Here is a 26,856-nt window from a genome sequence, read left to right as displayed (position 1 = left end):
ACGTTTTCAGCCGATTTTGGCGACAAAAAAATCCCGCGAGGTTGCGGCGATTTGCCAAAAAGAGCGATCCGTTTCGAAAACCCGCTTCTGGGTTCAGCTGTCCCAAGGGCTGTGAGGGACGGTATTGCATGCAATCCATACCGCTTGCGGTATTGAAACATGCCCCCCTTGACAGGTTACACGCAAGCGAATCATTGCATGCAATCCATACCGCTTGCGGTATTGAAACACCTCGAACAAGTCGCACTCAGCAGCATCGAAGTTATTGCATGCAATCCATACCGCTTGCGGTATTGAAACTCCCAACCTCAAAAGCCATCGGGTTTGCTACCATGTCATTGCATGCAATCCATACCGCTTGCGGTATTGAAACACCTCGAACAAGTCGCACTCAGCAGCATCGAAGTTATTGCATGCAATCCATACCGCTTGCGGTATTGAAACTCCCAACCTCAAAAGCCATCGGGTTTGCTACCATGTCATTGCATGCAATCCATACCGCTTGCGGTATTGAAACACCTCGAACAAGTCGCACTCAGCAGCATCGAAGTTATTGCATGCAATCCATACCGCTTGCGGTATTGAAACTTGGTTATGCTGGATTGAATTTCCCGATTGACTATTGTGAAATTGCATGCAATCCATACCGCTTGCGGTATTGAAACTTGCAAGCCATGCACGAACAAATTTCTTCCATTTTATTGCATGCAATCCATACCGCTTGCGGTATTGAAACTCTTCGAACTTTGCTGTTCTAACAACCTCAACTTCGCATTGCATGCAATCCATACCGCTTGCGGTATTGAAACTCTTCGAACTTTGCTGTTCTAACAACCTCAACTTCGCATTGCATGCAATCCATACCGCTTGCGGTATTGAAACTCTTCGAACTTTGCTGTTCTAACAACCTCAACTTCGCATTGCATGCAATCCATACCGCTTGCGGTGTTGAAAAAGGACAGGTTTGTGCAGAAAATCCCTAAGAGCATGAAAAGAAGCCCTGCGGCAGAGCCGCAGGGCTTCTTTTGTTATGGGTCATTGTCCGTATTTTAGGGTGCAGTCCATTTCAGCCAGTCGGGTTCTTCGTGGTCGAGATACTTGTCTGAAAGCGTGAGTATCTGGTAGATCAGCTTGAAGTTTGCTATGATACTACCTTCTCAAAACTCAGAATACTAGCGATTCCCAAATTTCTTTCGGAGCTTGTTCGATGGGCTTATTATGACGAATGGCAGAAACGAGCATATTCGTCGCGCTTTCATACTCCTCAATCATTGGGTGAAGAGGGTCAACATACGCCACTCTATCCAAGGAGTTCTCACCAAACATCTTGCAGTAAGCCGCCTCCGCATCATTGAAACGTTTTTGTGCTGCCGCCAAGGATTCAGGCTCTTTAGCGAATGCCATATCACCATCTCCATGCACACAAGTAAAATCAATTCGATAATGAGATTCAAGGAAAATCAGAAAACCTGCCCCGTTTTTTCGCCTCCGATAGGTTTTCCGATTTTTACTGTACCATTCTTTTTCACATTTCTCAAACACGTTGGCCAACCAGAGCCGCATACTTCGCACGCTCGTCAGCTGGAATCTGCAGCACATCCATCGCCTTTTCTACGGAAAAGTTCATGCTGTGCATCACGTTGCGGATGGCTGTAATCGTCGTTTCAAGCACACCTTGCGACAAGCCTTGCGACAGACCTTGCGACAGACCTTGCGACAAACCTTCCGCTCTAGCCTCCTCAGCGCGAATCTCTAAGGCGCGTTCCTGATTCCAAGCAAAATTCAACATATCGAAGACCTCCTGCTCCTGTTTCTGACGGAAATAATCTTCCAGATAATTATGCGCGATACAATATCGCGCGGCTTCGCTTATTGCAACTTCGAGCGCATTTCCGCTCTTGACACTTTTTCGCACTTTGGCGACGAAGACACTGTAGCTTTTTAGTGCGTGGCATTTCTCCAAGATGGGGTGCCCTGGCTGATTGTTGATGTTAATGATCTCAACAGCAAGTTCCAAATCGGCTTTTCTTCCCTCGAAAGCATCAGAAAGATGAAGCGACCACGTATCGGGCATCTTTTCGATTCCGTTGTAGAATACATAAAACTTCGGTGCAGGCAAGGGGATCAATCTTTTCCGATAGACCGCATCGGCATCCACATAGCGACGATAGATTTCTGCCAGATACATGAGCATTCTCAATGGCATGTTCGCGTTGATCGTGCTTTGATGCTCGGTCAGGAGAACATGTTGACTGCCGACGATGAAACCTACGTCATTCTTGATGCCTGAAAAAAGCGTTTCATTGATCGTGGCGAGCGTTATATCGCTGGCTGTCGTTTTAATGCCAAGAAGCGCCTCATAGATTTCCGGCAGTCTGTCTGCGTTGTTGAATATGTCGCGAAAAAGAGAATCCCTGTATGCGCGCTGCGGTTTCCTCATCGAACTGCCCCCTTTATCATATTATACTATAAGCCGCGCCATCCGGACAAGGAGTGCTGGTGGTTTCGGCTGCATCATCCTGCGCATCGAAGCGCTCTCACCGCCCTCATGCACACGGTTGACAGCGGACATATTTCTATGCTATACTTTGTTACAGTGAAGGGAAGGATTTCGGGGAAAATGCCATGAGTTTTAGATTTTTCCCGTGGACAAAAGTTTCCTTGATATTACAGGGTTTGCGGACGTTTTCAGCCGATTTTGGCGACAAAAAAATCCCGCGGGGTCGCGGCGATTTGCCAAAAAGAGCGATCCGTTTAGAAAACCCGCTTCTGGGTTCAGCTGTCCCAAGGGCTGTGAGGGACGGTATTGCATGCAATCCATACCGCTTGCGGTATTGAAACATCGTGGCGCTCAAGTACACTTCGCCTAAGTGCTATTGCATGCAATCCATACCGCTTGCGGTATTGAAACTCGTGTGATTCCACAAGACAAAAAATCAACGACTAAATTGCATGCAATCCATACCGCTTGCGGTATTGAAACGACAAGCCTCAAATCGACTTGTCCGGTAATGTAGTGATTGCATGCAATCCATACCGCTTGCGGTATTGAAACAACCAGAAGGTGCTTTCGCAGTCCCATGCATTCAAATTGCATGCAATCCATACCGCTTGCGGTGTTGAAAAAGGACAGGTTTGTGCAGAAAATCCCTAAGAGCATGAAAAGAAGCCCTGCGGCAGAGCCGCAGGGCTTCTTTTGTTATGGGTCGTGACCCAGTGTTGCATGTACAGTATGCGACACAATAAACCACCCGCTATGCGGGTAGAAGACAAACGGAAAAATTCATGCTGTGCATCACGTTGCGGATGGAGGTGGTCAAGCCTTCCTGTATTCCTTCCTGTCGTCCATCCGCTCTAGCCTCTTCATCTCCATCGTGCTTTCTATCACTAGAGAAATATTTCTTCTCATTCCGGCAGGAATCTTCCTCAATTGCACGAATATTAAAAGTGAATAAATTCCGCAAAGGAGGCTTTTTGATGGAGCTGAAAGCACTGCTTTTCGACACACGCTCGATTCAGAAGTACATCTTTTCCAGCAGCCGTCTCAAGACGCAGATCGGCGCTTCCTATCTCGTCGACCGCATCTTTGACGATGTGCTGCTTCCCGTCATCCGCGAGGTATGCGGCACGGCGGAGCTGGACGATGCGACTTGGCGCGAGGTCGCCTCGCCCGACTGGACGGCGATGCCGCAGAAGGCGCGTGTCGCCTACATCGGCGGCGGCAACGCGATGATTCTGCTGCGAGCCGATGCAGGCGAGGCTGCGGCGGAGATCGTGCGCCGCTTCTCGAAGGAACTTCTCGTGCGCTGCCCGGGGCTGCAGACGGGAGCCGCCATCGGTACGGTCGATCTCGCATCCGACGGCAGTTGGCTGTCCAAGACGGCGAACCGCACCGCGCTCGTCTTGAAGCTCAAAGAGCAGCAGAACACCGCATTTCCTCGGACGACGATTCCCTACACGGGTCTGACGCTCGCCGCCGACGGCACGGACGAGACGGCGACCTCCTACGATGCGAGCCGCAAGCGCTATATTGCAGAGAGCGAGGCCGCGAAGCTGCGCGTCGCGACGCCGCGTCCTGAGGGCGGCGCACTGCAGCCGGCCAGAGCGGAGCAGGCTCTTTTGGAGAAGCTCACGGGCGTCCTCACGGACGAGGAGAAATCGCGCTTCATGGAAAACGCAGTGTTTCCAAGCGAATTGGACAAGCTCGGGCAGAAGGAGACAGAAAATTACATCGCCGTCGTTCACATCGACGGCAACAACATGGGCAAGAAGTTCGCCGATCTCGCGACGCTTTCCGACTACAAGAATAAGTCGCAGGAGATCTGCACGGCGACGACCCGCGCCTTTGCCGAGCTTGTCCTCTCCATGAAAGAGGACAGATTCCCCTTCCTCGCGCAGAGGAAGGACGAAGAAAAGCGCCGCTATCTGCCCGTGCGCCCGCTGATCCTCGGCGGCGACGACATGACCTTCGTCTGCGCGGCGAAGGTCGCCTTCGACTGCACGGCGTTCATCATGAAGTCGCTGCTGGAAAAGGGCGTCGATACATGCGCGGGCGTCGCGATCCTGCCGACCGCCTATCCCTTCTTCCGCGGCTACGAGATCGCCGAGCAGCTTTGCGACTCGGCGAAAGGGCGCATGAGAAAGCTTGCGAACGAACGTGAAGGCCTGCGCGAGGAGGCGAGCTGCTGGCTCGACTTCCTGCGTCTGCACGGCGAGCAGGCGCCGACGCTCGCTGAGATCCGTCGCCAAGAGTACCGCGCGGCGCTCGGCAGCCTGCACTTCGGCCCGTACCGCATCGACGGCGAATCTCACTATGCTTTCGCCCGACTGCGCGAGCTCGCCGAAGGCCTCTCGAAGAGCCTGCCGAGCAGCAAGCTCAAGGATCTGCGCGCCGTCCTGCAGCACGGAGAGCATGAGGCGGGAAAATACCTCGAGCAGATTCGCCACGACGGCTACACTCTGCCGCAGCCTGCGGGTTGGGAGGCCTACGCCGCGCATCTTTGGCAGGAGCACAGCGGCCGTATGCGAACGCCGTTTGTCGAGGCGATCGAGCTGTCGGAATTTTTGCCGCCGAAGAGCGCGCATGATGGAAAGGAGGCGTCATGATGGCTCGCTACACCCTGCGCATCGAAGCGCTCTCGCCGCTTGCCCTGACCTCGGGCAAGGCGGACGTGACGCTCGACTCCGCCATCGTGCATGACAGGTACGGCATCCCGCTCTTCCCGGCCAAGCGGCTTCGTGGTCTTCTCTATGAGAGCGCCATCGAGGTCGCGGAGATGGCGGAGCTTTCGGGGCGCAGCTTCCTCACGCGCCGGACGGTCGCGGAGCTTTTCCGCCACGGCGAAGGTCAAGACTCTCTCGTGCGCCTCTCGCTGCACGATCTTCATCCCGAGGGCTACGGGGAACTGAGCGCGGATCTCGCCTATCTGATGGCACGTTACGAGGCGGCGCTCTCGCCGCTCGACGTCCTCGAAGAGTACACCACCGTGCGCTTCCAGACGGAGATCGACAAGGAGAGCGGCACGGCTCGCGACAATTCGCTGCACAACATGCAGGCCGCGCTCGCCGACGATCTCGTCTTCTGCGGCGAGATCACGCTGACGGGCGGCGAGGCACGCCACGCTGAAGCGCTCGCGCTCGCCTGCGCCAACCTGCGCACGGCGGGGCTCAAGCGCAACCGCGGCTTCGGCAGGATCCGCTGCACGCTTTCGGGCGGCGAGGAACTTCTCTTGGCAGCGCTCGGAAAGGATGTGGGCTGATTGAAAGAGATGCGGAAAATCCCCTTGACGATCGAGGCGCTTTCCCCGCTCGTCCTCACGGCGGGCAGCCAGGGCGCGATCCTGACGGAATCGGGCGACGCCATCAGCGGCGCGATCGCGCGCGGCATGATCGCCGCGCGCTTCATCGAGGCGCAGAACCTCGGCAGAGCCGCCCACGAGTCCGAGGCCTTCCGCCGCCTTTTCACGGGGGCGCTGAAATTCTCCGCCGCCTATCCGTCGAAAGGCGGCGAAAGCGCCATGCGCCTGCCACTCTCGCTGCAAAAGGACAAGCTTTCCTCCGCCCTCGCCGACCTCTCAGCATCGGACGGCACGGCACTCAAGGGCTACAAGCCGCTCAAGGGATGCGGCATCGTGCGCGGCGCGGCGATCGAGCGCGTGGAGACGGCGAAGAACATCTCGCTCCATATGAGTCGCGACGAGGACGGAGAACGTCTCGCGGGAAAGAGCACGGAGGGCGGCATCTACAGCTACGAGTCGCTGCTTCCGGGGCAGGCGTTCTGCGGCGAAATCGTCGGCGAAGCGGCGGACCTTCAAGAGCTTTTGACGAGCATAGACTGCGAAGACGGCGCTTTTCTCAGCCGGATCGGCAAGTCGCGCTCCACGCAGTACGGACTGTGCCGCATCGCGCTCGATGCGCCCGCACCGCTCGAACCCCTTGACCAATCGCTCCTTTCGAGCACTCTGCGCCTGCGCCTCGCGACGCCGCTCCTCTCGGACGCCGCATTCTCGCGGAACGCACGCGAGGTGCTCGACGAGGAATTTCTCGCGCCGCTCAAAGAAAGTGCCGAATCCGACGACTTCTCCCTCGGGCGCATCTTCGCGGCTTCCGCCTCGGCATCGAACTTCGTCGGCGTATGGAACATGCGCCGTCCCACGCAGTTCGGGCTGGACGCAGGCTCCATCTTCGAGTTGAAGAAGGCTTCGCCGTGGACGAGCCGCGACGCGGCGGCTCTCACCGCTCTCCTCGCCGAGGGCTCAGGCTCTCGCACGGAGGAGGGCTTCGGCAGGCTCGCCCTGTGGACGGTCGACGCGCCGACGCTCTTTGAAGCGACGCAGGAAAGACCCGAGCGCCGCCCCGTCAAGAGCGAACGCGCGCGCGCCATCGTCCGCGCCGTCCTGCGCCGGCGCATCGCTCAAAGCGTGCGCCTCGCGGCGTACAAGGACGCCGCTGCCCTCACGGGAAAGCTCGCGGGCATGACCCACGCTTTCGCGCGTCTTGAAGCGATGCTCGGGCCGCGCGAAAACCTCGAAGGCGCACCGGCACGCTTTCGCGCGAAGTTCGCCGCCGAGGTCGGCGCAAAGCGCACGCCGCTCGCCCGCCATCTCGAAGGCGTGAAGCTCGGCGCGGCGGAGCTGCGCGACATCCTCCGAGGCGAGCGTCCTGAACTTTCTCCCTACGCTTCGCTTGACCTTTCGGCGGAAGTGCCGCAAGAGCTTGCCGAAGATGCAGGCTTTTCGCGTCCCGCGCTGAAGGACGATGGGGAAATCTTCTACGATTACTGGCTCTGGTTCTTCCGCCACGCGCGAAAGAGAGCCGTGCAGCAGCGAAAGGAGGCGGCTGACTGATGGCAGAGGCAAGCGTTTTGGCAAACGGCCAGATGGCGTGCGTCACGAAGAAGATCCTCCTCGAAGGCACGCTCTCGCTCGATTCCCCGCTGCTCATCGGCACGGGGCTGACGGCTCGCGAGGCTCGGCAGGAAACCGACATGCAGGTTTTGAAAGATAAAAAGGAGCGTCCCTTCATTCCCGGCACATCGCTCGCGGGCGTGCTGCGCACGCTGCTCGCAGATGAGGATGCGGCGCTCCTCTTCGGCTCGGCAGAGCGCGGCGAGAAGGCAGGCGGCGCACAGAGCGCCATCGACGTCGAGGACGTGCTCCTCGAAGATGCCGCCATCGTCGTGCGCGACGGTGTGGGAATCGCGGACTTCGCACGCACGAGTCTTGCAGGGCACAAGTACAACTACGAAGCCGTCGAGCGCGGCGCGAAGGGGCGGCTGCGCATGACTGTCACCGTGCGCCGCGCCCATGCGGGAAAGGGGCTGGAAGAAGCGGTGCAGACGCTCGCCGACCGCCTTGCCGCAGGCGTGCGCCTCGGTGCATTGACCGCCAAGGGATTCGGCAAGGCCTCGGCGGCGGACGTCCGCATATCCACCTACGATTTCAGCGACTTCGACGACGTGCGCCGCTGGCTCTTCCGCGAGGACGCCAAATGCATCGCTCACGGCAGCAAGGCGGCGGGCAAAAAGCGTGCGGGCGTCTTCTCCGTCGACGCCGCCTTTGCCATCCGCCGCTCGCTCATCGTGCGCGAGAACGACGTCGATGAAAAAGCGGCCGAACGCAAGATCAAGTCGCAGCAGAAGAAGAGCGGCGCGGATTTCCTCATTCCGGGCACGAGCATCAAGGGCGCTCTTCGCCACCGCGCCCTGGAAATCCTGACGATTCTCAAGAAGCCCGCCGCCGCGCTCAACGGACTCATGGGCTGCAGCACGGACGCGCGGCGGCAGAAGAGCCGCTTCCTCGTCGACGAGGCCTACTTCCGAAAGGGCGTCAAGCCCCAAGCGCACGCGCGAAACCGCCTCGACTGCTTCACGGGCGGCACGGTCGACAGCGTCCTCTTCACCGATGAGCCTGTCTGGCAGGAGAAGCCGGGCGAGGCGACGCTCCGTCTGCACTACGAAATCGAGAACTATGCGCCGTGGGAGGCGGGACTCGCCCTCTACCTGCTGCGCGACCTCTGGCAGGGCGCGATCCCCCTCGGCGGCGAAAGCTCCGTCGGGCGCGGACTCTTGGAAGGCGTGGCGGCGACCGTCTCGTTCGATGATGAGGTTCTTGAAATCGGCGCGGCGGGTGCGGTGGAAAAAGCAGCTGCAGAAAAGCTCGAAGCCTTCGCCAAAGCTCTGCGCGACATGGAAGAGGAGGCGAAAGAAGCATGAAGAACACGGATTTCAGCGCTCCGCTCAAGATCGTCGGCCTCTCCTCCGAAAAGACGGCGGGGCTTTGCGTCGACCTTTCCGAGCAGGCGCTCGAAGAAGCGCTCAGAACGCACATGAAGGAGGACGCGCTTCTCATCGTCTGGCAATTTCATCGCATTGTCTGGGGGCGTTGGCAGGCGGGAGCGATCCATCTCGCCGACGACAGCGCACTCGACACCTCGCTCATCGGGGAGATGCGCGCCTTCAACGAGACGGAGGAACTGCATCTTGTGAAAAAGCGCGGCAAGTTCCGCGGCCGCTACATCTTTGACAAGGACGGCGACGGCACGGAAGTCGTCGACAGCGCCGCGCCGCTCTGGGGCGAGCGCACGGCGTGCGCGGACGGCTATGTGACGCTCGCCGATGCGGGGCGCGGCCTCTCTCTGACCGTTCCCACTGAGAAAGAGGGGGAGCGCTTCGCTCTCGTCACGCGCTGCTACATCGGCTACGATCCCGAGACGCAGCAGGCGGGCTACGAGGATATGCGCTACAAGACGGTCGTTCCGCTGGAGGAGGGATAACGATGGCAGACGATTGGAGAGAAAAACTTGCCAAAGGATTCGGCAGGGATGTCCCAGAGGAAAAAGAGGAAAAGAAGGACTGGGGCGCCGCCTATGAGAAGGCGGAAAGCCGCCGCCCGAGACGCGGCGGCGAAAGGCGTGGCGGCGAAAGGCGCGGCGGCTATGGCGGCGGACGCGGAAACCAAGGCAGCAGCCGTGGCGGGCGCGGCTACGGCGGGCAGGGCGGCGGCTATCGCGGGCAAGGCGGCTACGGCGGGCAGGGCGGTTATCGCGGACAGGGCGGCGGCGCATCGCCGCGCCCCAAGACGACGGAGCCTGCGAGCGCACCCTACAACTTCGTATCATTGCCCGAGGCCATCGTGCCCGCGCCGCTCGACCAGGGACTCGACTGGCACAAGATGGAGGAGAAGGAACGCCTTCGCCTCTACCGCAAATATGTATGCGAGGACGGCGCGAAGAGCGGACGCATCGAACTTTCCCTTGAGACGCTGACCCCGCTCTTCATCGGCAGCGGCAGCAGCGGCGATACGAACGAATTCTTCTCGCCGACGGGCGAGCCGATCGTGCCGGGCAGCACGCTGCGCGGCTTCATCAAGCACATGGTGCGCATGGTATCGGGCGGCGCGATGCGTCCGGGCGCGGAATTCACCGAGCGCCACCTGTACTCGCGCGCGCTCGCTGACAGCCTCGCCAGCTTCCGCGACTACTACAAGGAGCGCATGGTGGAAAACATCACCGTCTCAAAAACGACCGATGACGGCAAGACCATCGAGGTCGCAAAATCCGTTTCCAAGGCGAATGCGGGATTCCTCATCGCCGTGCAGGGTAAATACTACGTTTGCCCCGCCGACAAGGAGAGCCTGAAGATTCCGCGCGGCGAAGAGCAGAACCGCGCCGAGATTCGCTGGCATCACAAGGAGCAGAGCGCCGACGTCATCACGGGACGCTCGCCGCAGAAGAAGTACATCTACTTCCGCATAAGCAAGGCGGATTGGAGCAAGGAGCGCCGCCTGCCCGTGCCCGAAAGCGTCCTCAAAGGCTACCGCGAGGACAAGAGCCGCGGACGCTTCGACCTCCTCGCCAACGGACTCAAGCGCAGGGAAGCGGCAGGCTTCACGCACGATGCCGAAATCAGCTTCTGCGCCCCATGCTTCTACATGGCGGAAGGCGGCGTCGTGCAGCATTTCGGTCACGGGCGCTACTACCGCATCCCCTACGAGAAATCCATCGCCGACCATGTGCCTGCGGCGCTTCAAAAGGATACGATCGACTTCGCCGACGCCATCTTCGGCTGCAAGGCGCTTTGGGCGGGGCGCGTCATCTTCGAAGACGCCGTGCTCCAAGGCACGGCCAATCAGCTCGCGCCGTCGCGCTCCCATCCGCTGATGACGCCGAACCCCACATCCTTCCAGCTCTATCTGAAGCAGACAGGAAAAGAGCCGCAGCACTGGGACAGTGATGCGCCGATCCGCGGCTACAAGCTCTACTGGCATCAGAAGGCGAGCGCCGACTCATGGCGGCTCGACCCCGAGCATGACAAGGTCGTCAAGGGCACGCAGGAAATCCGTCCGATCGCCGCCGGCGCACATTTTTCCGGCTCTATCCGCTTTAAGAACCTGCGCCCCGAAGAACTCGGCGCTCTGCTCGAAGTCTTCTCTCTCGGCGCGGACGGCGAGGACATCTGCTTCAAGATCGGGCAGGGAAAATCCCTCGGCCTCGGCTCGGTGCGCCTCAAGGCGCGTCTCCTGCTCGAAGACACGGAAGAACAGTTCGCGGGACTCTTCACGGACGGCGCATGGCGCGAAAGCCTAGAAGAGAGTACAGGCGAAGAATGCCTCTCCGCCTTCCGCCGGTGGCGCGAAGAGCATCTGGGTGAAGGAAAAGAATCCTTCGAGAAGAGCATGAAAGAGCTTCGCTGCCTGCTCGACTGGAACAAGACGAGCCTTCCCAAGTGGCAGGAAAAGACCGCTATGATGCGCATCGGCGACAGGAGCGACACGCGCTTCAAGGATCGCGTGATCTTGAAGAGCGCACTCGACTTCGCACGCTGAACAAGAAAGGGCTGCCGCACATTGAATCGTGTGCGGCAGCCCTTTCGTACGTAAAGAGCATGGTCATGTATGCAGTTGTACACGGTTGACAGCGGACATATTTCTATGCTATACTTTGTTACAGTGAAGGGAAGGATTTCGGGGAAAATGCCATGAGTTTTAGATTTTTCCCGTGGACAAAAGTTTCCTTGGTATCACAGGGTTTGCGGACGTTTTCAGCCGATTTTGGCGACAAAAAAATCCCGCGGGGTTGCGGCGATCTGTCCAAAAGAGCGATCCGTTTAGAAAACCCGCTTCTGGGTTCAGCTGTCCCAAGGGCTGTGAGGGACGGTATTGCATGCAATCCATACCGCTTGCGGTATTGAAACGATTGCTCGGGAAAACGACCAACTTCCAAGTCGGTTATTGCATGCAATCCATACCGCTTGCGGTATTGAAACGCTCAGGGAATGAATTTTTCACCATTGCGCTCACAAATTGCATGCAATCCATACCGCTTGCGGTATTGAAACATCAAGCGTGCAACATTGCGCAATAACGCTTGTCATTGCATGCAATCCATACCGCTTGCGGTATTGAAACCTCGTCATTGTAGAAGGTGTGTCCGTTTACTATCTGCATTGCATGCAATCCATACCGCTTGCGGTATTGAAACTCCATACTTTTTGGCAAGATGACCCGCAAGAAGAATGGACATGATTGCATGCAATCCATACCGCTTGCGGTATTGAAACGTCAGCCCTTTTCAGGGCTTCCTTGACAATCGTGCTCATTGCATGCAATCCATACCGCTTGCGGTATTGAAACTTGCAGATTTCAAAGTAAATATCATAGCATGGATAGAATTGCATGCAATCCATACCGCTTGCGGTATTGAAACACTGGCGGGTTTTCGTTGCGGTAGCAGAAATACAGCCCTAATTGCAGGCAATCCATACCGCTTGCGGTGTTGAAACAAAAGGAGAGAGTCTTGCGACTCTCTCCTTTTGCTGTGCCAGCTTTTCTATGCAATATATACAAAAAAGCCGCGCAAGTGTCGGATGACGCCTGCGCGGCTTTCTGTATTTCGTTGACGATGTTTCCGTCCCCGTAAATCAAATAAACACGGGGAGAGAATCAGTGGCTGGCCTACCTCCCCCGTGTTTGGTGAAACACGGCAGAATAGGCGTGTAGATCTTGATTGTCTACTTGCCGCAAACATAGTATACCACATTATCGACAGAATTGCACGAAATAAATCGAAAATCGGGAAAAAGAATCTTCTAATCTTCAAAAATGCGCTGTTTCAAGAACTGCTCCTGCCAAAGGAAAGCCCTGCCGGATGCGGTGCATTCGACAGGGCTTCGAGAACAAGGTCGATCTATTTGCGCATTTGCAGGGCTGCGGTGCGGTAGCGGTAGAGCAGTCCCAAGAGCATGAGGATGCCGAAGGTCGTGAAGGCGGACAAAACGGCAGAGTCCGTCAGTTGGTACGTCACAGCGAGAGGAATGGCGATGATGAGCGATACCGCCGTCAATTCCATGTCGTCGAGGAAGAGGATGGCAAGTAAGATAACGAGAACTGCGGCCAATATGCCCATTTTCTACATCTCCTTTCCGATAGAGAAGAATAGATGAATACAGCGCTTGCACGCTTCTTTTCTTCTTTATCGAAACTTTCAAGGAGAAAATTAAGGCTTTTCGCCCATTTTATTCTCAGAAGCGTCTTTTTTTGCTGCTTCCTTCTCTTTTTTCTCCTGTTCCTTCTTTTCGCGCTCCTTGACGATCTTGTCGTAGGCTGCGGCATCGACTTCTTGCATGTACTCGTCGGGAATGTCGCTTGCATTCGGCGCTTGCTTCCAGTATTCCTTGTAGGCGGCGAGTGCCGCTTCCTTCTCACCCATCTCGTTGTAAATTTCGCCGCGCATCTTGTAGATGTAGGGATTCTTTGCGTCGATCTCCTGCGATTTTTCGAGGTCAGCGAGGGCTTTTTCACGCTCGCCCATCATGCGATAGACGTCGGCGCGGTTGAGGAAGTTGTAGATGTTCGTCGCGTCAAGCTCTACGGCATGATTGGAGTCGGCGAGCGCGGCTTCATAGTCGCCGGCGACGGCCTTGGCTCTGCCGCGGATCGCGTAGTTCTCCGCGATGTTGTCGGGATTTTTCGCGGCGAAGGCGCGCTCCATGAGGAAGAGCGCTTCCTTCGCCATGCCGTTGTCGCTGTAGCGGTCGGCGTTGTAGCGCAGCTGCTTGACGTAGTCGCCCTTGGCGTTGAGCGCATTCTCGCGAATCTTCTGCCACGCGTCCGTGCGCTTCTTTTCCTCGGCGGCGACCTTTTCCCGCATTTCCTTGTCCTTGCTGCTTGCATAGGCATTGCGCACGAGTTCTTCGAGGCGCTCTTCCGCATGATTGCGCATGACGAACTTCTTGAGCTTTTCGTAGACGCGGCTGTCGTCGAGGTAGGAGATGCGTGCGCCGGGCGCGGCGGAAAAGTGCCAGCCGTCGAAGGAGGCGTGGTCGTGGAACGCCTTGGCAATGCCGCCTGCGATGAGGTAGGCGTTCTCCGTCGTGTTGTTGTAGTCGGCATCCCAGTCGGCCGAGAGGAGCTTTTCACCGTCGATGAGGACATCCGTGCCGTTTTCGACGGTCACATGCCCCATGCCGTAATTCGTCATCATGGCGGCGAGGCGCTCGACGCGCTCGTGCATGGCGGGGTGGTCGTTGTAGTTCGGTGCATTGGGATTCTCGAAGGGATCTTGGTACTCGCTGATGTCCTGCGTCTCGTATGTCAGGTAGTAGGCCATGCGTGCCATGGCGGCCGCACCGCCGCCGGGGTTGAAGCCCGCCGTCGTCATGAGGTGGAAGCCTCCCTCGTCCGCCTCAAGCTCGCTCGGCAGTGTCACGTCCTTGGCGATGGCGTAGCCGACGACGGCATTGAGCTTCTGCCAGTCGAGGTTGTCCGCCGCTGAGCCGATGGCGATTCCCGCATACGATTCGGCGACGGCCTTGGCGTAGTTCTTCGCGCTGTGCTGGCGAAGGCCGTGCGTCATCTCGTGGCCGAGGACAGCGGCGAGCTCGTCTTCGTCGTGGTGCAGCGCACGCACGAGGCCGCGGTTCACCGTGATGTAGTCGGTCGGATAGCAGGCGGCATTGAAGGCGTCGCCTGCGGTCACGCGCCACAGGAAGGGCAGGGAGTTGATAGAGAGCGCGTATTCGCCGTGCTCTGTGATCTGTCCGAGAACGCGGTCGACGACCTCGCGGTCAAGCGCGTCCTTGTCCTCGCCGTTTTCCTCCATGTCCTGCTTGAGTCCGCTGATCTGATAGTCGACGTTGTTGCCGATGGCGAGCATTTCCTTGAGCGTGCCCTGGTAGGCGAGGAAGCCGCCGATGGCGGACATGCCGATCATCACGGGGTTGAGCGCCGCCGCCTCGGCGGTTGCCGCAAGGGGAAGGGGCAGCGCAAGCGGCGCGGCGGCCACGAGGCTGGTGAGGATGGCGGCGCAGAGCTTTTTCCCGATCTTCATGGTTGATTCCTCCTCAGAAAGTTGCTTCATTCAACATTTTCTTGACGAAGCGACGATTTTTCGCTGTCGCAGGCCATCTGAGATCTGCCGGATCGGCGCTGCATTTATCAGGGATTCCTTAACTTTCCTATATAACAAAGGAGCAGCCACCCGAAGATGACTGCTTGATAAGCGAATGGTGCTCGGTACTGGATTCGAACCAGTGACCCCCACAATGTCAATGTGATACTCTAACCAACTGAGCTAACCGAGCGTATGTTGTGCAGGCGTGTGCCTGCGAACAAAATGTATTATACAGAAAGCCGGAGGAAAATGCAAGCGTTTTTTTAGGGAAATTATTTCATGGGAAGATTGCAGACAAGTCCCCCTCACTTCACGTCGACTTGGCACATCTTCATCGCACGCAGTGCGTCCTCGTGGCTCTCAACCGTCACGCCCGCACAGCAGGAGGCGTCGACCGATATGCGCTTTTCGGGATAAAAGGCCTTGAGCAGCAGGGCGTTGGAAATGACGCATATATCGGTGCAAAGGCCGGCAAGCTCGATCTCGTCATAGTCTGCGAGTACGGCGGGCAGTTCTGTCGAGCCGAAGGTGGGCTTCTCGATGACGGCAGCCGCCTCCTTGACGAACGGTTGCAGGGATGCGGCGATCTCCCAGCCTTTCGTGCCGCGAATGCAATGCGGTACGGGAAGCCGCTTTCCCTCCTGCGTCGCCAGATAGTCCTCGCCGTGCGTGTCCATTGTAAAGACGAGCGCCGTCCCCGCCGCACGTGCTGCCGCCAGCTTCGCCTCCATGCGCGGCAGCATCGCCTGCGCTTCCTTCGTCCCCAATGCGCCGTCGATAAAATCCTTCTGCATATCGACGACGACAATCGCTTTTTTCATGATGGTTTTGCCTCCTTCGGTTGATGGAGCATCTTTATGCACCTTCTCAGCCTTATCATAACCACAAAACACACCCTTTGCAAGCTGCTAGGAAAATTTATACGGCGGCTTGGCCTCAAAGCAAAAGAACCGTCTCATACATCGAATCCGATGCGTGAGGCGGTCCTTTTTTTCTCGCCGTGTGCTATAATAGGGAAAACAATCACGACAGGAGGCTTTTTCTTGCATTTCCAGCGAGTCTTTTCCCTCTGTATCCTCGTCTTTCTGCTTCTCACAGCGAAGGCGGGGGCGGCGGAAAATATACAGATCACGGCGGCCTCGGCAATTCTCATCGAGGCTTCGACGGGGCGAGTGCTCTATGAGAAGGCGGCGGATGTGCCGCGCTTTCCCGCGAGTACGACGAAGATGATGACATGCGTGCTCGCCATCGAGGAGGGGGATCTCTCGTCCATCCTCACCGTGAGCCGCACGGCGGCAGAAACGGAAGATACGGAGGTCGGCGCAGGCGATCGCTTCGTCCTCGCGGAGCTCGTCGCCGAGATGATGCTGCGCTCGGACAACGGCGCCGCTGTCGCCATTGCCGAAGACCTTGCAGGTTCTGTCGGCAGCTTCGCCGCACACATGAACGAGAAGGCGAAGGCCATCGGCGCGAAGGACACGCACTTCGTCAATCCGAACGGCCTGCCCAATCCGGCGCACGTCTCGACGGCGCACGACATCGCCCGCATCGCCGCCTACGGCATGAAGAATCCGAAGTTTCGCTCCTTCGTCGGCGCGAAGGAGCGTGAGATCACTTGGGTCACGCCTGAGAAGAAACGCGCCTTGATGGCGAACACGAACCGCCTGCTCTTGACTTACGAGGGCGCGACGGGCATCAAAACGGGCTATACGAATGCGGCGGGCGGCTGCCTCGCGGCTTCGGCGCGGCGCGGCGGCGTCGAACTGATCGCCGTCGTCCTCGGCGCGGCGGACGAAGAGGCGCGCTTTACCGACGCGGCAAAGCTCTTGGACATGGGCTTTCGCCGCGTGAAGGCAGCGCCCGCCTATACGAAGACAGATCTCGCGCGGAGGGTCTGGGTCAAGGGCGGCAAGGAAGGCCGCCTCACCGTCTATCCGACGGAGGATTTGCGCCTACCGCTCGTCGACGGCGAGGCCGAGGAAAACTACCGTCTGACCTACGACCTGCCGCGCGTTATCGCCGCTGGTGTCAAGGAGGGCGACCGCGTCGGCGATCTCGTCGTCTCCCACGGCGGCAAGGAGCTTACGCGCATCCCGCTGCGCGCCGAAAAGAGCGTCGGCAGAGGGCTGAGCATCGAGGGGCTTTGGGCGTATGTCCTCGGGCTGTTTGCGTAAGTTACAATATGGGCGTGGCTCTTGCCAAGGATTTCAAGATGCTCCTCTTCTCCTCGCGCGACAGCCCGGACAGGCGCTCCATGCCATCCTTCCACTTCTCGGCCAGAACACGCATCGTTTCGGGCATTTCCTCCTCCGACAGCGAGTCTACAGATTCGCCGAGTTCCTGAGCGTCCTTGTCCCAGTTCTTGCCGTCGACAAAGGTCAGGCGATCCGCTTTGGCAGCAAGTCCCATGAAATATACGGTGAGATCCTTCTTGTCTTCCAGCATATCAACGATTGCCGCGTGAAAAGGCTCATCCCTATATTGCCCCGTTCTCGCCTCCACAGCAGCAACATCCCAGCGGATCACGCAGCCCGGATAGCCCTTGGAACGAATATGGTCGCCATCCTTCTCATTCAGGCGTTCTTCCACGTTCGCCTGCTTCCAAGCGGCAAACATTTCCTCGGCAGATTCGTCACCATCACGAAAAGCCAAGCGCATCCATTTCGCATAATGCATCAAGCCAAAAAGGTTCGGTCTGCTACCAAGCATTCTTCGCAATATTTCACTGAAAGCCGCCCCCTCACTGAGGCCGACAGACTTTGCAAAGAAATGCCTCGCTTCTTCGTAGTCGCCGCCCCAATATTCCAATGCGGCGCGACTCTGTGCATGGCGCATCCTGTCCGCTTCCTGCGAAAAGTATTGGAACGCTCTGTGCGACGCATTTCTTCCCGCTTGCCAATGCTCTTTTTCGCCGCTCTGCATGAGCAGACTGTATGTCTGTACCATCGAGGAAGAAACCTTGCCCAAAAGGTCAGAGTACAGCGGCTCTTCTTCCTCATTCGGGAGAGCAGATTTTTTCTGTTTGCCATCTTTTCTCATCGGATGAATGATGGGCAGGATCGACAAGGTTTCCGTCAAGCCTTTTTCCAATTTCTTTAATCTTTCCAAGGCTTCTTCATAGGCATAAATATTTTTCAGATGTTCGATCTCACGAATGCGATAGTCCGTGCAAGACCAAGCAGACTCAAGCGGCAAGGGCATTCGAGCGAGGATCTCGTTGCAAAGCTCGATCTCGCGCTGCGAGGCTGCTGTATCGCCTTGATGCGTATGACGCGTCAAATCGTAGAAATGCTTGTTGAAATAGAACGTATCGGACGAGCAATCAATTTCCTGCAGGAACGGGAAGAAGTCCTCTTCCAAACGCGCCGAAAGGTGCTCCGCCTGCACAAACTGACGCGAGTCAATCAGCGTGCCCATGGCGTGTACCAAAATATCATACTGCAGCTCGCGGCTTCTCACACTCATTGCCTTCAGGTTTGCCGCCAGCAAATCGTGAAATTTCTTGCAATCCGCCTCACTGCGTCCTTCCTCATAAATGAGATACCACGAATAAATGGCGTCAGCAATGCGATTCTCAATGAAGAGCCGCCGCACCTGCTCCATCGCATCGTCCTCAATGACGAGGATGTTGTTTTTCTGTTCTCTGATGTATTCGCGCGCAACCGCATCGAGCTTTTGCCGCCCGCCGCGCACCGCCGTGCAGACGAGATCAGCGAGCATCAGACGATGCAGCTTCCTCGCGCTTCCTTCCTTTATATCGATCGGTTGCAGACGCTTTTGCGCTACCCGTGAGATCCGGCTTTTACCCAGTGCCATGCGTTCCTCTATGCGGCGCTTATACTCCTCCTGAGCGATCATCTTCTTTTGATCGCTCAATTCCTTTTCGGACATCGCCTTGCGCCACGCATAGAGGACATGCAGCTGAACATCGTCCTCCGTCTGAGCCAACAGTTCCATGGCAAGCTTCACGACACCGTCGGCAAGGATGTTCAAATACGTGCGGTCACTGTTGACGATGTCATAGTACCGTCCCTCGCCGAAAACAACAGGCTTCATGCCGCGGTCAAACATCGCCCGCACCATGTCTTCGATGAAATCCCCGAGATTGGCGCGACGGTACTCTTCCATCCCGTGAAACGGCTCGATGGAGATCGGCGCGTACGTCTCCTTGCTTGCTCGCACCTCTTGAAACAGCGCGAACGCTTCCGCCTCGGACAGAGCCTTTTCCGTCAAATAGCCGGCGACGATCGAAGCCCGCCCTGTATTCGGCGTTCCCTGCGGCTCAAAGCTGCCGCTTTCATCAAGGTAAAGATAGTAGTTCTTCATTTCTTTTCCTCCGATTTCATGTTTCCGATAGGTTGCATGCTTTTTATGCGATCGAGGCAGTCGCCGAGCCATCGGTCTACCTCTCTGCGATTCATCGAGGTTTCTGTGCTTTTTATATTCCCTGCATGATTGATCCTGTTGCGCGTTCTGCGAATCCTGCGGTAATCGGCAACGAGCGTCAGGACATCTTCTACAGCATAAGCCGTCCGCAGTATGCCTTCTTCCAGCAGCCCCCTGAATTCCGCTGCACGCGCCTCCGGCGAATTGCTCCTTTTAGGCAAATCATCTTTATCCAAGGCATCGCCCAGACCATAGAGGCGGCATTTTCCCTCCGCGCTCATCGCGTTCAATGCATTGCAGGTCTTTTCCCAACCTGCTTTTCGTTGTAGGAGCACGGCAAGATCTTCTGGCATCTTCTGGTTTTTGGGTGGATATTTCTGAATCATTTCATACAGCTTTTTGAGCTCCGGGAGTTTCTCGATATACTGCTCTGGATTTTTCCCCATCTTTTCGATGTTTCCGCGATTCTCCAGTAGAAATTCCAATGTTTCCCGCCCTTTCGCAAAAATCTCCGATTCCAAGCCCCTCAAAGGATCGTCTTCCCTTTTCTGCATACGTTTGATCGCGTCTTGGAACTGATTTAAACAATATTTTTGACGTTCAAGAGCATAGGACTCCTTCGAGCAAAGGTCGAGGACATTCTTCTGCCACGAAGGCCTTTGCGGATCCACCATTTGTTTTTCCATCATCTCACGCCAAACGGGATAGAATACCCGCTTCTCTTCCAGGTAAACGGGCATCCATTCCACATAGAGCGTCATTGCCTGTTGCGTGAAGCCGTTCTTCAGGCACCAGCGGATCATCTCGTAGTAAAGTGCAGCCTCTTCGCCATCTGCATACTTCAAGATGTCCTCGTAGGCACTGTTGATCGTGTCGAGCATCAGCGAGAACGCCTTTTCCTTCAGGCTGTCCGCTGCAATGCTGTGCTGCGAAAATTCATCGAGCGCATGCTTCAAATCCTCAAGGACGGATTTTATCGCATCGACCTGGCAAATCTGCATGACATCGGAGTAGCGGTGCATGGCATGCAGCAGTTTTTTGAGAGGCTCGGAAAGCTCGTATGCCCCGCTCGCATTGTTTTCATAATCGTAGTCAAAATACTCTTCCAGTGTGAGCGAGCTGCCGTACTTGACGAAGGCATCGGCTCCGGCGATGAGCTGTGATAAGGATGTCAGTGCTGTGATATTGAAAAGACGATTGGGATTTTTAGGTGGTTTTCCGGATTGAGCTTCCCCGTGAAAGTCCGAGTAAATAAATTTCTCCACTGTCATCCCATCGTGCTGCAAAAGTTGCACAATCTGGCTCAGGATCATGCCCGCTGAACGTATGCCCCCCGTCACATCGACGTATAGTCGGCAATCCGACCAACGATGTCTCGCGTCTTTCATCTCCTTCTTGATTCGTTCTGCCGCATGAATCGCCTGCCTGACGCATTCCCGATCCAAATCCTCCGTCGGATATTCAAAGTCGATAAAGCGGAAATCCGTCTTTGCCAGAGTGCTGCAGCACTCTTTCATAAAGCTCTGGAAAAACTCCACTTGATTCTTATACGGCGGACGCTTTTCCGTTTCCCCAAAAACTTTGACTTCAAAATGCGGTGTCCGCTCATCGTTCGTTGAGAAGCCGTAAATGTAGTCAATCTTTTCTCCCTTCTCCTGCAGCATCTTTGCCATGCTGTAGACAGGCGCCTCATTGGTAAACCTGCCCGTGACATAGCCCGTTTCAATTTTTCCATCCATGCAATAATCGTATTCCAGCGATTTTTTTACATCCCCGTATATCACGCTAAAGAATGTGATAAAGATATTGACGCTCTTCCCCATGGTCATTCTCCCTTCTATTCATCTTAAATTATAGGTTAATTATACTCCCCTCATCTTACGTTTTCCAGAGCTTCGTTATATAATGTGAAAGAATACTTTCGTCTGCATTAGCAGCCGCTGACATCCAGGAGACCTCACCATGAAAATCCAGCCGCAGCCGCGCCGTTTGGGCGCATTTCTTTCCTTTTGCTTCTTCATCGCCCTCGCTCTCTACGGGCTTTTCCACCTGCCGGGCGGCGAGGGGGACGATCCGCCGACATGCAAGGCACAGATTCTCGCCGTCGAGGAGAGCGCGAACGATATGGAGAAGTTCGCGCCGGGCAGCGAGAAATATTATGTGACGATCCGCCTCGAATCCGGCCCCAACGAGGGCGAGGAGGCGCGCATCGTCCACCGCACGCTCAACAATCCGGCCTTTGACATCCATCCGAAGGAGGGCGAGAACATCCTCGTGCGCGAGGAACACGGCTCCTACGCCATCGTCGACTATGACCGCCTGCCCGGCGTGCTGTGGCTGCTCTTCGGCTTCGCGCTCGTCCTCATCCTCTTCGGCGGCGTGACGGGGCTCAAGGCTCTTCTCGTGCTGCTCTTCGCCGTCTTCCTGATCGTCAAGGGGCTCATATCGCTGATCCTCTTCTCGCCGACGCACATCCTCTTGTGGACGTTCCTCATCGGCTCTCTCATCACGCTCAGCACCCAGCTCGTCGTCAACGGCTGCAACGTGAAGTCGGCGGGCGCGATCATCGGCACGATCGGCGGCATCTTCGTCGCAGGTCTGCTCGCGCTCCTCGCGATCCACTTCACCTACCTGACGGGCATCGCTGAGGAGCACGCGGGCATGCTCAAGGTATTGTATCTGAAGGATGTCGATTTTCGCGAACTGCTCTTTTCGGGCATCGTCCTCGGCGCGCTCGGCGCGGTCATGGATGTCGCCGTCTCCATCGCGTCCGCGCAGTGCGAAATGAAGAACCTCGCGCCCAAGACATCGTTCACCGTGCTCGTCGCTTCGGGACTCGCCGTCGGTCGCGACGTCATGGGCACGATGGCGAACACGCTCGTGCTCGCCTACATCGGCGGCGCACTGCCTTTGATGCTGCTGCTCTTCTCGCAGCCAAACCTCTCCTTCGTGCACGTCGCAAACCTTGACATGATCGCAACCGAGATCGTGCGCTCGCTCATCGGCAGCATTGGACTGCTCTTCGCCATTCCCATCACGGCGTATGCGACGGCGTTCCTCGTGACGCGGCCTGCGCCGAAAGAGCGTCTGCACAGGAGAATGCCGCAGGAACATCCGCAAGAATAAGGAGGTATCCCATGGACTTCCCTTTGACCCAAAGACAGCAGGAGATCATTCGCTTCTACCATCTCAATCCGTTCATCGAATACCTGCATGCCGCCGTCGTGCCGAAGCCGGACGGCACGGTCGAGCTTCGTCTGACGATCGATCCCGAGCATACGAACCTCTACAACATCGTGCACGGCGGCGTTCTGATGACGCTCGCCGACACGGCGATGGGCGCGGCCGCGCTCGCGCGAAACAAGAAGGTCGTGACGATGTCGCTTTCGATGGACTTCATGCACGCCGTGCCGCTCGCCAAGACGATCATCGCGACGGGCATCTGTCTGCACGACGGCAAGCATGCGATGACCTTGGAGAGCGAGATCAAGGATGAGGACGGCAAGATCTACGCCAAGGGACACGGCACGTTCTACGTGCTCGGCAAGTTCCTTGAAGACGAGGAGTAGCGCTGCGCTTTTAAGGAGTCACGCCACTTTGCCGATAACAAGACGAAGGGATTTTTGCCCAAGGAAGCAGACACATACCCAAGGAGGGGACACGATGTTTGAATGGGTTGGCAAGATCAGCGACTACACGGCGACGTGGAAGCTGAAGAAGGAAGCGAACTGGCGCATCAAGACCGGGCAGTCAATCTCGCTCACGGACAGCAAGAAGGACTTCGCGGAGGAGGCGCGTCAAAGGAAGCCGCAGACCGTCGGCACGCTCGCCAAGGTCACGGATGCGACGCGGCTCGCCATCATCTCGCAGAAAGCGCGCGGCGGCAAGAAACTCACGCCCGAGGAGCTTCGCCTCCTGAAGGAAAATGACGAGGCGCTCTACCAGAAGGCGAAGAAAGCGGACGACGCACGCGAGGAACTGAAGGCCGCCTTGAAGCGTGCCAAGACGAAAGAAGCCGCACGCCGCATCCTCATGGACGCGCAGCTCAAGGTCGCGATCGAGGCGATGGAGTCTGCAAAGAGCGGCGCAGGAAGCCTGCCCGCCGCCTCTGCGAACGGTGCGGGCGGTGCATCGTCGACTGAAGCCGGCAGAGCTGCCGCCAACGGCTCTGCCGCCGCGCCTGAAGGAGGAGCCTCGGGATTTGGCGACGGAGCTGCCCCCGCCCTGGCCGGTGCAGGCGAGGCAGCGGCAGCAAAGGCCGCTCCTGCTGCACAGGCAGGGCAGGAGGTGCAAGGCGGCGCGGCGAGCACAAACGGCAGTGCAGAAGGCGCACAGAATGGCGCGGCGGAAAAGGGCGCGGCGCACGACGGTAAGGCGCATGATGCCGGCGAGAAGAAGCCGTCGTTTCTCGAAGAGCGCGTCGCCCAGCTCAAGGCAAGCTACAGCCGCGCGATGGACGAGCTGGAAAACGCGAAAAATGCGAAATTCGACCTCGACGACACCTACATCATCGTCCTTCGCGCACTCGCCGACGAATGGCGCGAATTCACTTCCTCGAAGGCTTGGGAGAAGCTTCCCGAGAATGAGCGCGAGGCGAAGCTGCGCGGCAAGCACGGCGCAGCGGGCGACTACGGCAGACGGGGCAGCGCGGATGCGCTCCTTTCGCTGGCGGATTCCTACAAGACTTCGGGCAAGGAAGAGTTGCCGCAGCTCGTCGATCTCCTCGCGCATGTGGACGAAGAGACGGGCGGCGCAGGCTTTTCCGTCGGCGAAAGGAAGATTGGCGGCATAGATACGAGACGCTGAAGAGGCACGAATAAAATAAACGCCGCCAAAATGGCGGCGTTGAATGTATCCGTGCTCCTAAGGAAAGGCTGAATTTATCAGTGCTTTCTTAAGAGCCCAGGCAGGAATCGCTCTTTCTCAGCACTTCCTGCATTTTCCATTGACGGGGACGACCGATTGCCGCTTTTGCGGCGGCCGCCAGAAAGGACGATCTCGATGGCACAGTTTGAATCGCGCAACATCACGATGATGATGGATCTCTATGAGCTGACGATGGCCTACGGCTATTTCCGCGAGGGCGAGGAGGCCAGGAAGACACGCGCCTCCTTCGACGTCTTCTTCCGCCGCCACCCCGACGGCGGCGGCTTTTCCATCTTCGCAGGGCTTGAGCAGATCGTCGAGTACATCGAGGCGATGCACTTCTCGCCTGCTGACATCGACTACCTGCGCTCGCTCTCGCTCTTCGACGAGGACTTCCTCGACTACCTCGCGCGCTACCGCTTCACAGGTGACATCCGCGCATTTCGCGAGGGCACGATCATGTACCCCGAAGAGCCGATCCTCACCGTGACCGCGCCCATCATTGACGCGCAGCTCGTCGAGACGGCGCTCCTCGCCGAGATCAACCACCAGTCGCTCATCGCGACGAAGACGCGCCGCATCGTGCGGGCGGCGGGCGGCCGCGTCGTCTCCGACTTCGGCGCACGCCGCGCACACAACGTCGACGCCGCTGTCTACGGCGCACGCGCCGCCTACATTGGCGGCGCGGCCTCGACGGCGACGGTGCTCGCGGGCCAGCTTTTCGGCATCCCCGTCAGCGGTACAATGGCGCACAGCTGGGTCATGTACTATGACGACGAATACACGGCATTCAAGAAGTATGCCGAGACGTACCCCGACAACGCCGTCTTCCTCGTCGATACCTACGACGTCATACATTCGGGCATTCCGAATGCCATCCGCGCCGCCAAGGACGTGCTCGATCCGCTGGGCAAAAGGCTCAAGGGCGTGCGCATCGATTCGGGCGACCTCGCCTACCTCTCCAAGCGCGTGCGCACCATGCTCGACGCGGCGGGGCTTTCCGACTGCAAGATCATCGCCTCGAACAGCCTCGACGAGTATACGATCTCCTCGATTCTTAACGCGCAGGGCGGCAAGATCGATGCCTTCGGCGTGGGCGAACGCCTGATCACGTCGAAGAGCGAGCCGGTCTTCGGCGCGGTCTACAAGCTCGCCGCCGTGGAAAAGGACGGCGAGATTCTGCCGAAGATCAAAGTTTCCGAAACGGTCGAGAAGATCACGAACCCCGGCAGAAAAAAGGTCTACCGCATCTACGACGCCGAAGGCCACGCCATCGCCGACCTCCTGACGCTCGCCGACGAAACGCCCGACATGACGAAGCCCTATCGCTACATCGACCCCAAGAAGCCGTGGAAGCACCGCTTCTTCACAAACTGCACGGCGCGCGAGTTGCAGGAAGATGTCATCAAGAACGGCAAATTCGTGTCGAAGCAGCCGTCGCTCGAAGAAATCCGCGCCTACGTCAAGGCGCAGCTCGACCGCGAGATCTGGCAGGAGGAGCAGCGCTTCGAGAACCCGCACACGCACTACCTCGACATGAGCCCCGCCTACTACGAGATGAAGCTCGCCCTCCTGAACGAGATGCAGCAGTATTGAAGAGCTATCTTCCCTCGGGCTACGAAAACGGCTGACCGGCGACGCGTCAGATCAAGTTCAAGTAATCCCTTCGTCCATCTACGATGGCATAAACAATGACCATCTTGCGCTCCTCATCTACCTTGTAAAACACGAGATGCTTCTCGGCAATCAGCACGCGATACCCTCTCGCTCGAAGAGCGCCATAGCGGGGGAAAGAGCCGCTTTCCGGGAAGTCCGCCAGACGGTCGATCTTCTGCTTTAAGCGATCAAGAAACTCCAAGGCAGCCTCAGCGTTTCCCGCAACCTCCGCACGATAGAGGACGATGTCCCGCAGCTGTTCGTCTGCCTTTGCCGTGAGCACAATCCGATATGCCATCGCTATTCCCTCGAAAGGAGTTCCGCGCGAAGCGAATCAAAGCTCTCCTGCATGGGAGCGACCCGTCCGTTTCGGACATCTTCTTCCGCTTCCCCGAGGATTTCAAGAAGCTCAATCTGTGCTTTCATCTGCTGGTACTGCTCATATCCGAGAGACACCGTGTCTCCGCGCCCGTTCACCGTGATGATCACGGCCTTGCGATCCTCCCTGCACTGCCGCGAAATCTCGCTGTATCTGCCGCGCAGGTCTGCCGAAGGGCGAATCGTTTCCGCTAATGACGACATAAAAATCCCTCCCATTGATATAGTCATATTATATCTGAATTTGACTATTGTCAAGAAGACAGCTTCAGAGTGAAAAGATGGAATCCGATGCTGGTTGTGATACGCCTGCCGACATCTCTTGACAATAACCGAAAGCAATGATATTCTTCCTCTTGGAAGCCATCATTACGATAAACAACAAACAGCATATTGACGGATCAGGTGTCGCAAGACTCAATAGAGAAGCCGGAAGAGCCGGCGCGGTCCCGCCACTGTAACAGCGAGCGAATCTGCAGGAAAAGTCACTGGGGAAACCCGGGAAGGCGCAGAGGAGCGATGAACTGGAGCCAGGAGAACTGCCTGATCGACGATCACCGTCTGACCTGCGAACGATGGGGAGGGGATCTGCGCCTTGCGATTGGTTCACGTCTTTTGGATGCTGTTCCAGCGATGGTTTCGTGTGCACATGCAGCACGGCATGCGGCAAGGCAAGGATAT

Annotated in this window: 20 protein-coding genes, 1 tRNA gene, 3 CRISPR repeat arrays and 1 riboswitch; of the genes, 11 read left to right on the top strand and 10 right to left on the bottom strand. The window is 57.2% G+C overall.

The features are described from left to right. Positions 1-123: 123 nt before the first annotated feature. Positions 124-955: a CRISPR direct-repeat array (repeat unit 36 nt; unit sequence ATTGCATGCAATCCATACCGCTTGCGGTATTGAAAC). A gap of 209 nt (positions 956-1,164) precedes the next feature. Then, a complete protein-coding gene (locus OL236_RS10245) occupies positions 1,165-1,563 on the bottom strand; it encodes a hypothetical protein (RefSeq protein WP_265070531.1) in 399 nt (132 codons plus the stop codon). Continuing rightward, positions 1,535-2,440 (bottom strand): Rpn family recombination-promoting nuclease/putative transposase, encoded by a 906-nt coding sequence (locus OL236_RS10240; RefSeq protein WP_265070530.1) that lies wholly within the window; start codon positions 2,438-2,440, stop codon positions 1,535-1,537. The genes OL236_RS10245 and OL236_RS10240 overlap by 29 nt, the downstream gene beginning before the upstream one ends. Positions 2,441-2,805: 365 nt before the next feature. Continuing rightward, positions 2,806-3,126: a CRISPR direct-repeat array (repeat unit 36 nt; unit sequence ATTGCATGCAATCCATACCGCTTGCGGTATTGAAAC). A 351-nt stretch (positions 3,127-3,477) separates the two neighbouring features. Here OL236_RS10240 and OL236_RS10235 point away from each other — a divergent pair. From OL236_RS10235 to OL236_RS10210, 6 genes are read left to right on the top strand one after another with little or no spacing between them, the layout of a single operon-like run. Continuing rightward, positions 3,478-5,106, top strand: a complete 1,629-nt coding sequence (locus tag OL236_RS10235; protein WP_265070529.1) for a Cas10/Cmr2 second palm domain-containing protein — start codon at positions 3,478-3,480, stop codon at positions 5,104-5,106. Then, a complete protein-coding gene (locus tag OL236_RS10230) occupies positions 5,103-5,759 on the top strand; it encodes an RAMP superfamily CRISPR-associated protein (protein ID WP_265070528.1) in 657 nt (218 codons plus the stop codon). Before OL236_RS10235 ends, OL236_RS10230 begins: the two co-directional genes overlap by 4 nt. A gap of 9 nt (positions 5,760-5,768) precedes the next feature. Continuing rightward, the gene (locus OL236_RS10225) at positions 5,769-7,346 is read left to right on the top strand and encodes a hypothetical protein (RefSeq protein WP_265071822.1); all 1,578 of its coding nucleotides are present in this window, start codon (positions 5,769-5,771) and stop codon (positions 7,344-7,346) included. Beyond that, the gene (locus OL236_RS10220; RefSeq protein WP_265070527.1) at positions 7,346-8,713 is read left to right on the top strand and encodes an RAMP superfamily CRISPR-associated protein; all 1,368 of its coding nucleotides are present in this window, start codon (positions 7,346-7,348) and stop codon (positions 8,711-8,713) included. The genes OL236_RS10225 and OL236_RS10220 overlap by 1 nt, the downstream gene beginning before the upstream one ends. Then, positions 8,710-9,273 carry a CRISPR-associated protein Csx19 gene (gene csx19 / locus OL236_RS10215; protein WP_265070526.1) on the top strand — a complete coding sequence of 188 codons (564 nt, stop codon included), beginning with the start codon at positions 8,710-8,712 and terminating at the stop codon, positions 9,271-9,273. The genes OL236_RS10220 and csx19 overlap by 4 nt, the downstream gene beginning before the upstream one ends. Before the next feature lie 2 nt (positions 9,274-9,275). Continuing rightward, the gene (locus OL236_RS10210) at positions 9,276-11,324 is read left to right on the top strand and encodes a TIGR03986 family CRISPR-associated RAMP protein (RefSeq protein WP_265070525.1); all 2,049 of its coding nucleotides are present in this window, start codon (positions 9,276-9,278) and stop codon (positions 11,322-11,324) included. A 332-nt stretch (positions 11,325-11,656) separates the two neighbouring features. Continuing rightward, a CRISPR array of direct repeats spans positions 11,657-12,280; the repeat unit is 36 nt; unit sequence ATTGCATGCAATCCATACCGCTTGCGGTATTGAAAC. Between the two features lie 404 nt (positions 12,281-12,684). On the opposite strand, the gene OL236_RS10205 is transcribed toward OL236_RS10210, so the two are convergent. The 4 genes from OL236_RS10205 to OL236_RS10190 all read right to left on the bottom strand — a co-directional run bounded on the left by OL236_RS10205 (position 12,685) and on the right by OL236_RS10190 (position 15,710). Continuing rightward, positions 12,685-12,903: a hypothetical protein gene (locus tag OL236_RS10205; RefSeq protein WP_009645760.1), complete on the bottom strand. Its 219-nt coding sequence runs from the start codon at positions 12,901-12,903 to the stop codon at positions 12,685-12,687. Positions 12,904-12,993: 90 nt separating this feature from the next. Next, positions 12,994-14,826, bottom strand: coding sequence for a M48 family metalloprotease (locus tag OL236_RS10200; RefSeq protein ID WP_265070524.1), 1,833 nt, complete (start codon positions 14,824-14,826; stop codon positions 12,994-12,996). Positions 14,827-15,002: 176 nt separating this feature from the next. Then, positions 15,003-15,079: transfer RNA gene (locus OL236_RS10195), tRNA-Val, on the bottom strand. A 115-nt stretch (positions 15,080-15,194) separates the two neighbouring features. Next, the gene (locus OL236_RS10190) at positions 15,195-15,710 is read right to left on the bottom strand and encodes a cysteine hydrolase family protein (protein WP_265070523.1); all 516 of its coding nucleotides are present in this window, start codon (positions 15,708-15,710) and stop codon (positions 15,195-15,197) included. Between the two features lie 222 nt (positions 15,711-15,932). Between OL236_RS10190 and OL236_RS10185 the strand changes: the two genes are divergently transcribed. After that, on the top strand, positions 15,933-17,063 hold the full coding sequence (locus OL236_RS10185) for a D-alanyl-D-alanine carboxypeptidase family protein (RefSeq protein ID WP_265070522.1): 1,131 nt from the start codon (positions 15,933-15,935) through the stop codon (positions 17,061-17,063). A 1-nt stretch (position 17,064) separates the two neighbouring features. Here the strand turns inward: OL236_RS10185 and OL236_RS10180 are convergent, their stop codons facing one another. Continuing rightward, positions 17,065-19,215: a hypothetical protein gene (locus tag OL236_RS10180; protein WP_265070521.1), complete on the bottom strand. Its 2,151-nt coding sequence runs from the start codon at positions 19,213-19,215 to the stop codon at positions 17,065-17,067. Further along, complete coding sequence (locus OL236_RS10175) at positions 19,212-20,588, bottom strand: hypothetical protein (protein WP_413777375.1); 1,377 nt, start codon at positions 20,586-20,588, stop codon at positions 19,212-19,214. Before OL236_RS10175 ends, OL236_RS10180 begins: the two co-directional genes overlap by 4 nt. 649 nt (positions 20,589-21,237) lie before the next feature. On the opposite strand from OL236_RS10175, the gene OL236_RS10170 reads away from it, so the two are divergent. The 4 genes from OL236_RS10170 (at position 21,238) to OL236_RS10155 (ending at position 25,737) form a co-directional block, all read left to right on the top strand. Next, positions 21,238-22,401 carry a YibE/F family protein gene (locus OL236_RS10170; protein ID WP_265070520.1) on the top strand — a complete coding sequence of 388 codons (1,164 nt, stop codon included), beginning with the start codon at positions 21,238-21,240 and terminating at the stop codon, positions 22,399-22,401. An 11-nt stretch (positions 22,402-22,412) separates the two neighbouring features. Next, entirely contained in the window at positions 22,413-22,844 is a 432-nt protein-coding gene (locus tag OL236_RS10165) for a PaaI family thioesterase (protein WP_265070519.1), read from the top strand. Positions 22,845-22,938: 94 nt separating this feature from the next. Next, on the top strand, positions 22,939-24,081 hold the full coding sequence (locus tag OL236_RS10160; RefSeq protein WP_265070518.1) for a hypothetical protein: 1,143 nt from the start codon (positions 22,939-22,941) through the stop codon (positions 24,079-24,081). 195 nt (positions 24,082-24,276) lie between these two features. Then, complete coding sequence (locus OL236_RS10155) at positions 24,277-25,737, top strand: nicotinate phosphoribosyltransferase (protein WP_265070517.1); 1,461 nt, start codon at positions 24,277-24,279, stop codon at positions 25,735-25,737. A gap of 46 nt (positions 25,738-25,783) precedes the next feature. Here OL236_RS10155 and OL236_RS10150 read toward each other — a convergent pair whose 3' ends face one another. Both OL236_RS10150 and OL236_RS10145 read right to left on the bottom strand, forming a co-directional pair. Then, positions 25,784-26,095 carry a type II toxin-antitoxin system RelE/ParE family toxin gene (locus OL236_RS10150; protein ID WP_265070516.1) on the bottom strand — a complete coding sequence of 104 codons (312 nt, stop codon included), beginning with the start codon at positions 26,093-26,095 and terminating at the stop codon, positions 25,784-25,786. A 2-nt stretch (positions 26,096-26,097) separates the two neighbouring features. Beyond that, positions 26,098-26,379, bottom strand: coding sequence for a type II toxin-antitoxin system Phd/YefM family antitoxin (locus OL236_RS10145; RefSeq protein ID WP_009645837.1), 282 nt, complete (start codon positions 26,377-26,379; stop codon positions 26,098-26,100). 182 nt (positions 26,380-26,561) lie between these two features. Beyond that, positions 26,562-26,737, top strand: a riboswitch (cobalamin riboswitch). Positions 26,738-26,856 lie beyond the last annotated feature (119 nt).

The sequence above is a fragment of the Selenomonas sputigena genome (assembly GCF_026015965.1).
Lineage (GTDB): Bacteria > Bacillota > Negativicutes > Selenomonadales > Selenomonadaceae > Selenomonas.
This window is presented reverse-complemented; position numbering and strand designations above follow the sequence as displayed.

Coding starts and splice junctions, on each gene's coding strand:
- OL236_RS10175 (WP_413777375.1), bottom strand. CDS start 20,588: ATGATCCTGAGCCAGATTGTGCAACTTTTGCAGCACGATGGGATGACA.
- OL236_RS10230 (WP_265070528.1), top strand. CDS start 5,103: ATGATGGCTCGCTACACCCTGCGCATCGAAGCGCTCTCGCCGCTTGCC.
- OL236_RS10220 (WP_265070527.1), top strand. CDS start 7,346: ATGGCAGAGGCAAGCGTTTTGGCAAACGGCCAGATGGCGTGCGTCACG.
- OL236_RS10205 (WP_009645760.1), bottom strand. CDS start 12,903: ATGGGCATATTGGCCGCAGTTCTCGTTATCTTACTTGCCATCCTCTTC.
- OL236_RS10190 (WP_265070523.1), bottom strand. CDS start 15,710: ATGAAAAAAGCGATTGTCGTCGTCGATATGCAGAAGGATTTTATCGAC.
- OL236_RS10240 (WP_265070530.1), bottom strand. CDS start 2,440: ATGAGGAAACCGCAGCGCGCATACAGGGATTCTCTTTTTCGCGACATA.
- OL236_RS10180 (WP_265070521.1), bottom strand. CDS start 19,215: ATGAAGAACTACTATCTTTACCTTGATGAAAGCGGCAGCTTTGAGCCG.
- OL236_RS10235 (WP_265070529.1), top strand. CDS start 3,478: ATGGAGCTGAAAGCACTGCTTTTCGACACACGCTCGATTCAGAAGTAC.
- OL236_RS10165 (WP_265070519.1), top strand. CDS start 22,413: ATGGACTTCCCTTTGACCCAAAGACAGCAGGAGATCATTCGCTTCTAC.
- OL236_RS10155 (WP_265070517.1), top strand. CDS start 24,277: ATGGCACAGTTTGAATCGCGCAACATCACGATGATGATGGATCTCTAT.
- OL236_RS10210 (WP_265070525.1), top strand. CDS start 9,276: ATGGCAGACGATTGGAGAGAAAAACTTGCCAAAGGATTCGGCAGGGAT.
- OL236_RS10150 (WP_265070516.1), bottom strand. CDS start 26,095: ATGGCATATCGGATTGTGCTCACGGCAAAGGCAGACGAACAGCTGCGG.
- OL236_RS10245 (WP_265070531.1), bottom strand. CDS start 1,563: ATGCGGCTCTGGTTGGCCAACGTGTTTGAGAAATGTGAAAAAGAATGG.
- OL236_RS10160 (WP_265070518.1), top strand. CDS start 22,939: ATGTTTGAATGGGTTGGCAAGATCAGCGACTACACGGCGACGTGGAAG.
- OL236_RS10200 (WP_265070524.1), bottom strand. CDS start 14,826: ATGAAGATCGGGAAAAAGCTCTGCGCCGCCATCCTCACCAGCCTCGTG.
- OL236_RS10170 (WP_265070520.1), top strand. CDS start 21,238: ATGAAAATCCAGCCGCAGCCGCGCCGTTTGGGCGCATTTCTTTCCTTT.
- OL236_RS10145 (WP_009645837.1), bottom strand. CDS start 26,379: ATGTCGTCATTAGCGGAAACGATTCGCCCTTCGGCAGACCTGCGCGGC.
- OL236_RS10225 (WP_265071822.1), top strand. CDS start 5,769: ATGCGGAAAATCCCCTTGACGATCGAGGCGCTTTCCCCGCTCGTCCTC.
- csx19 (WP_265070526.1), top strand. CDS start 8,710: ATGAAGAACACGGATTTCAGCGCTCCGCTCAAGATCGTCGGCCTCTCC.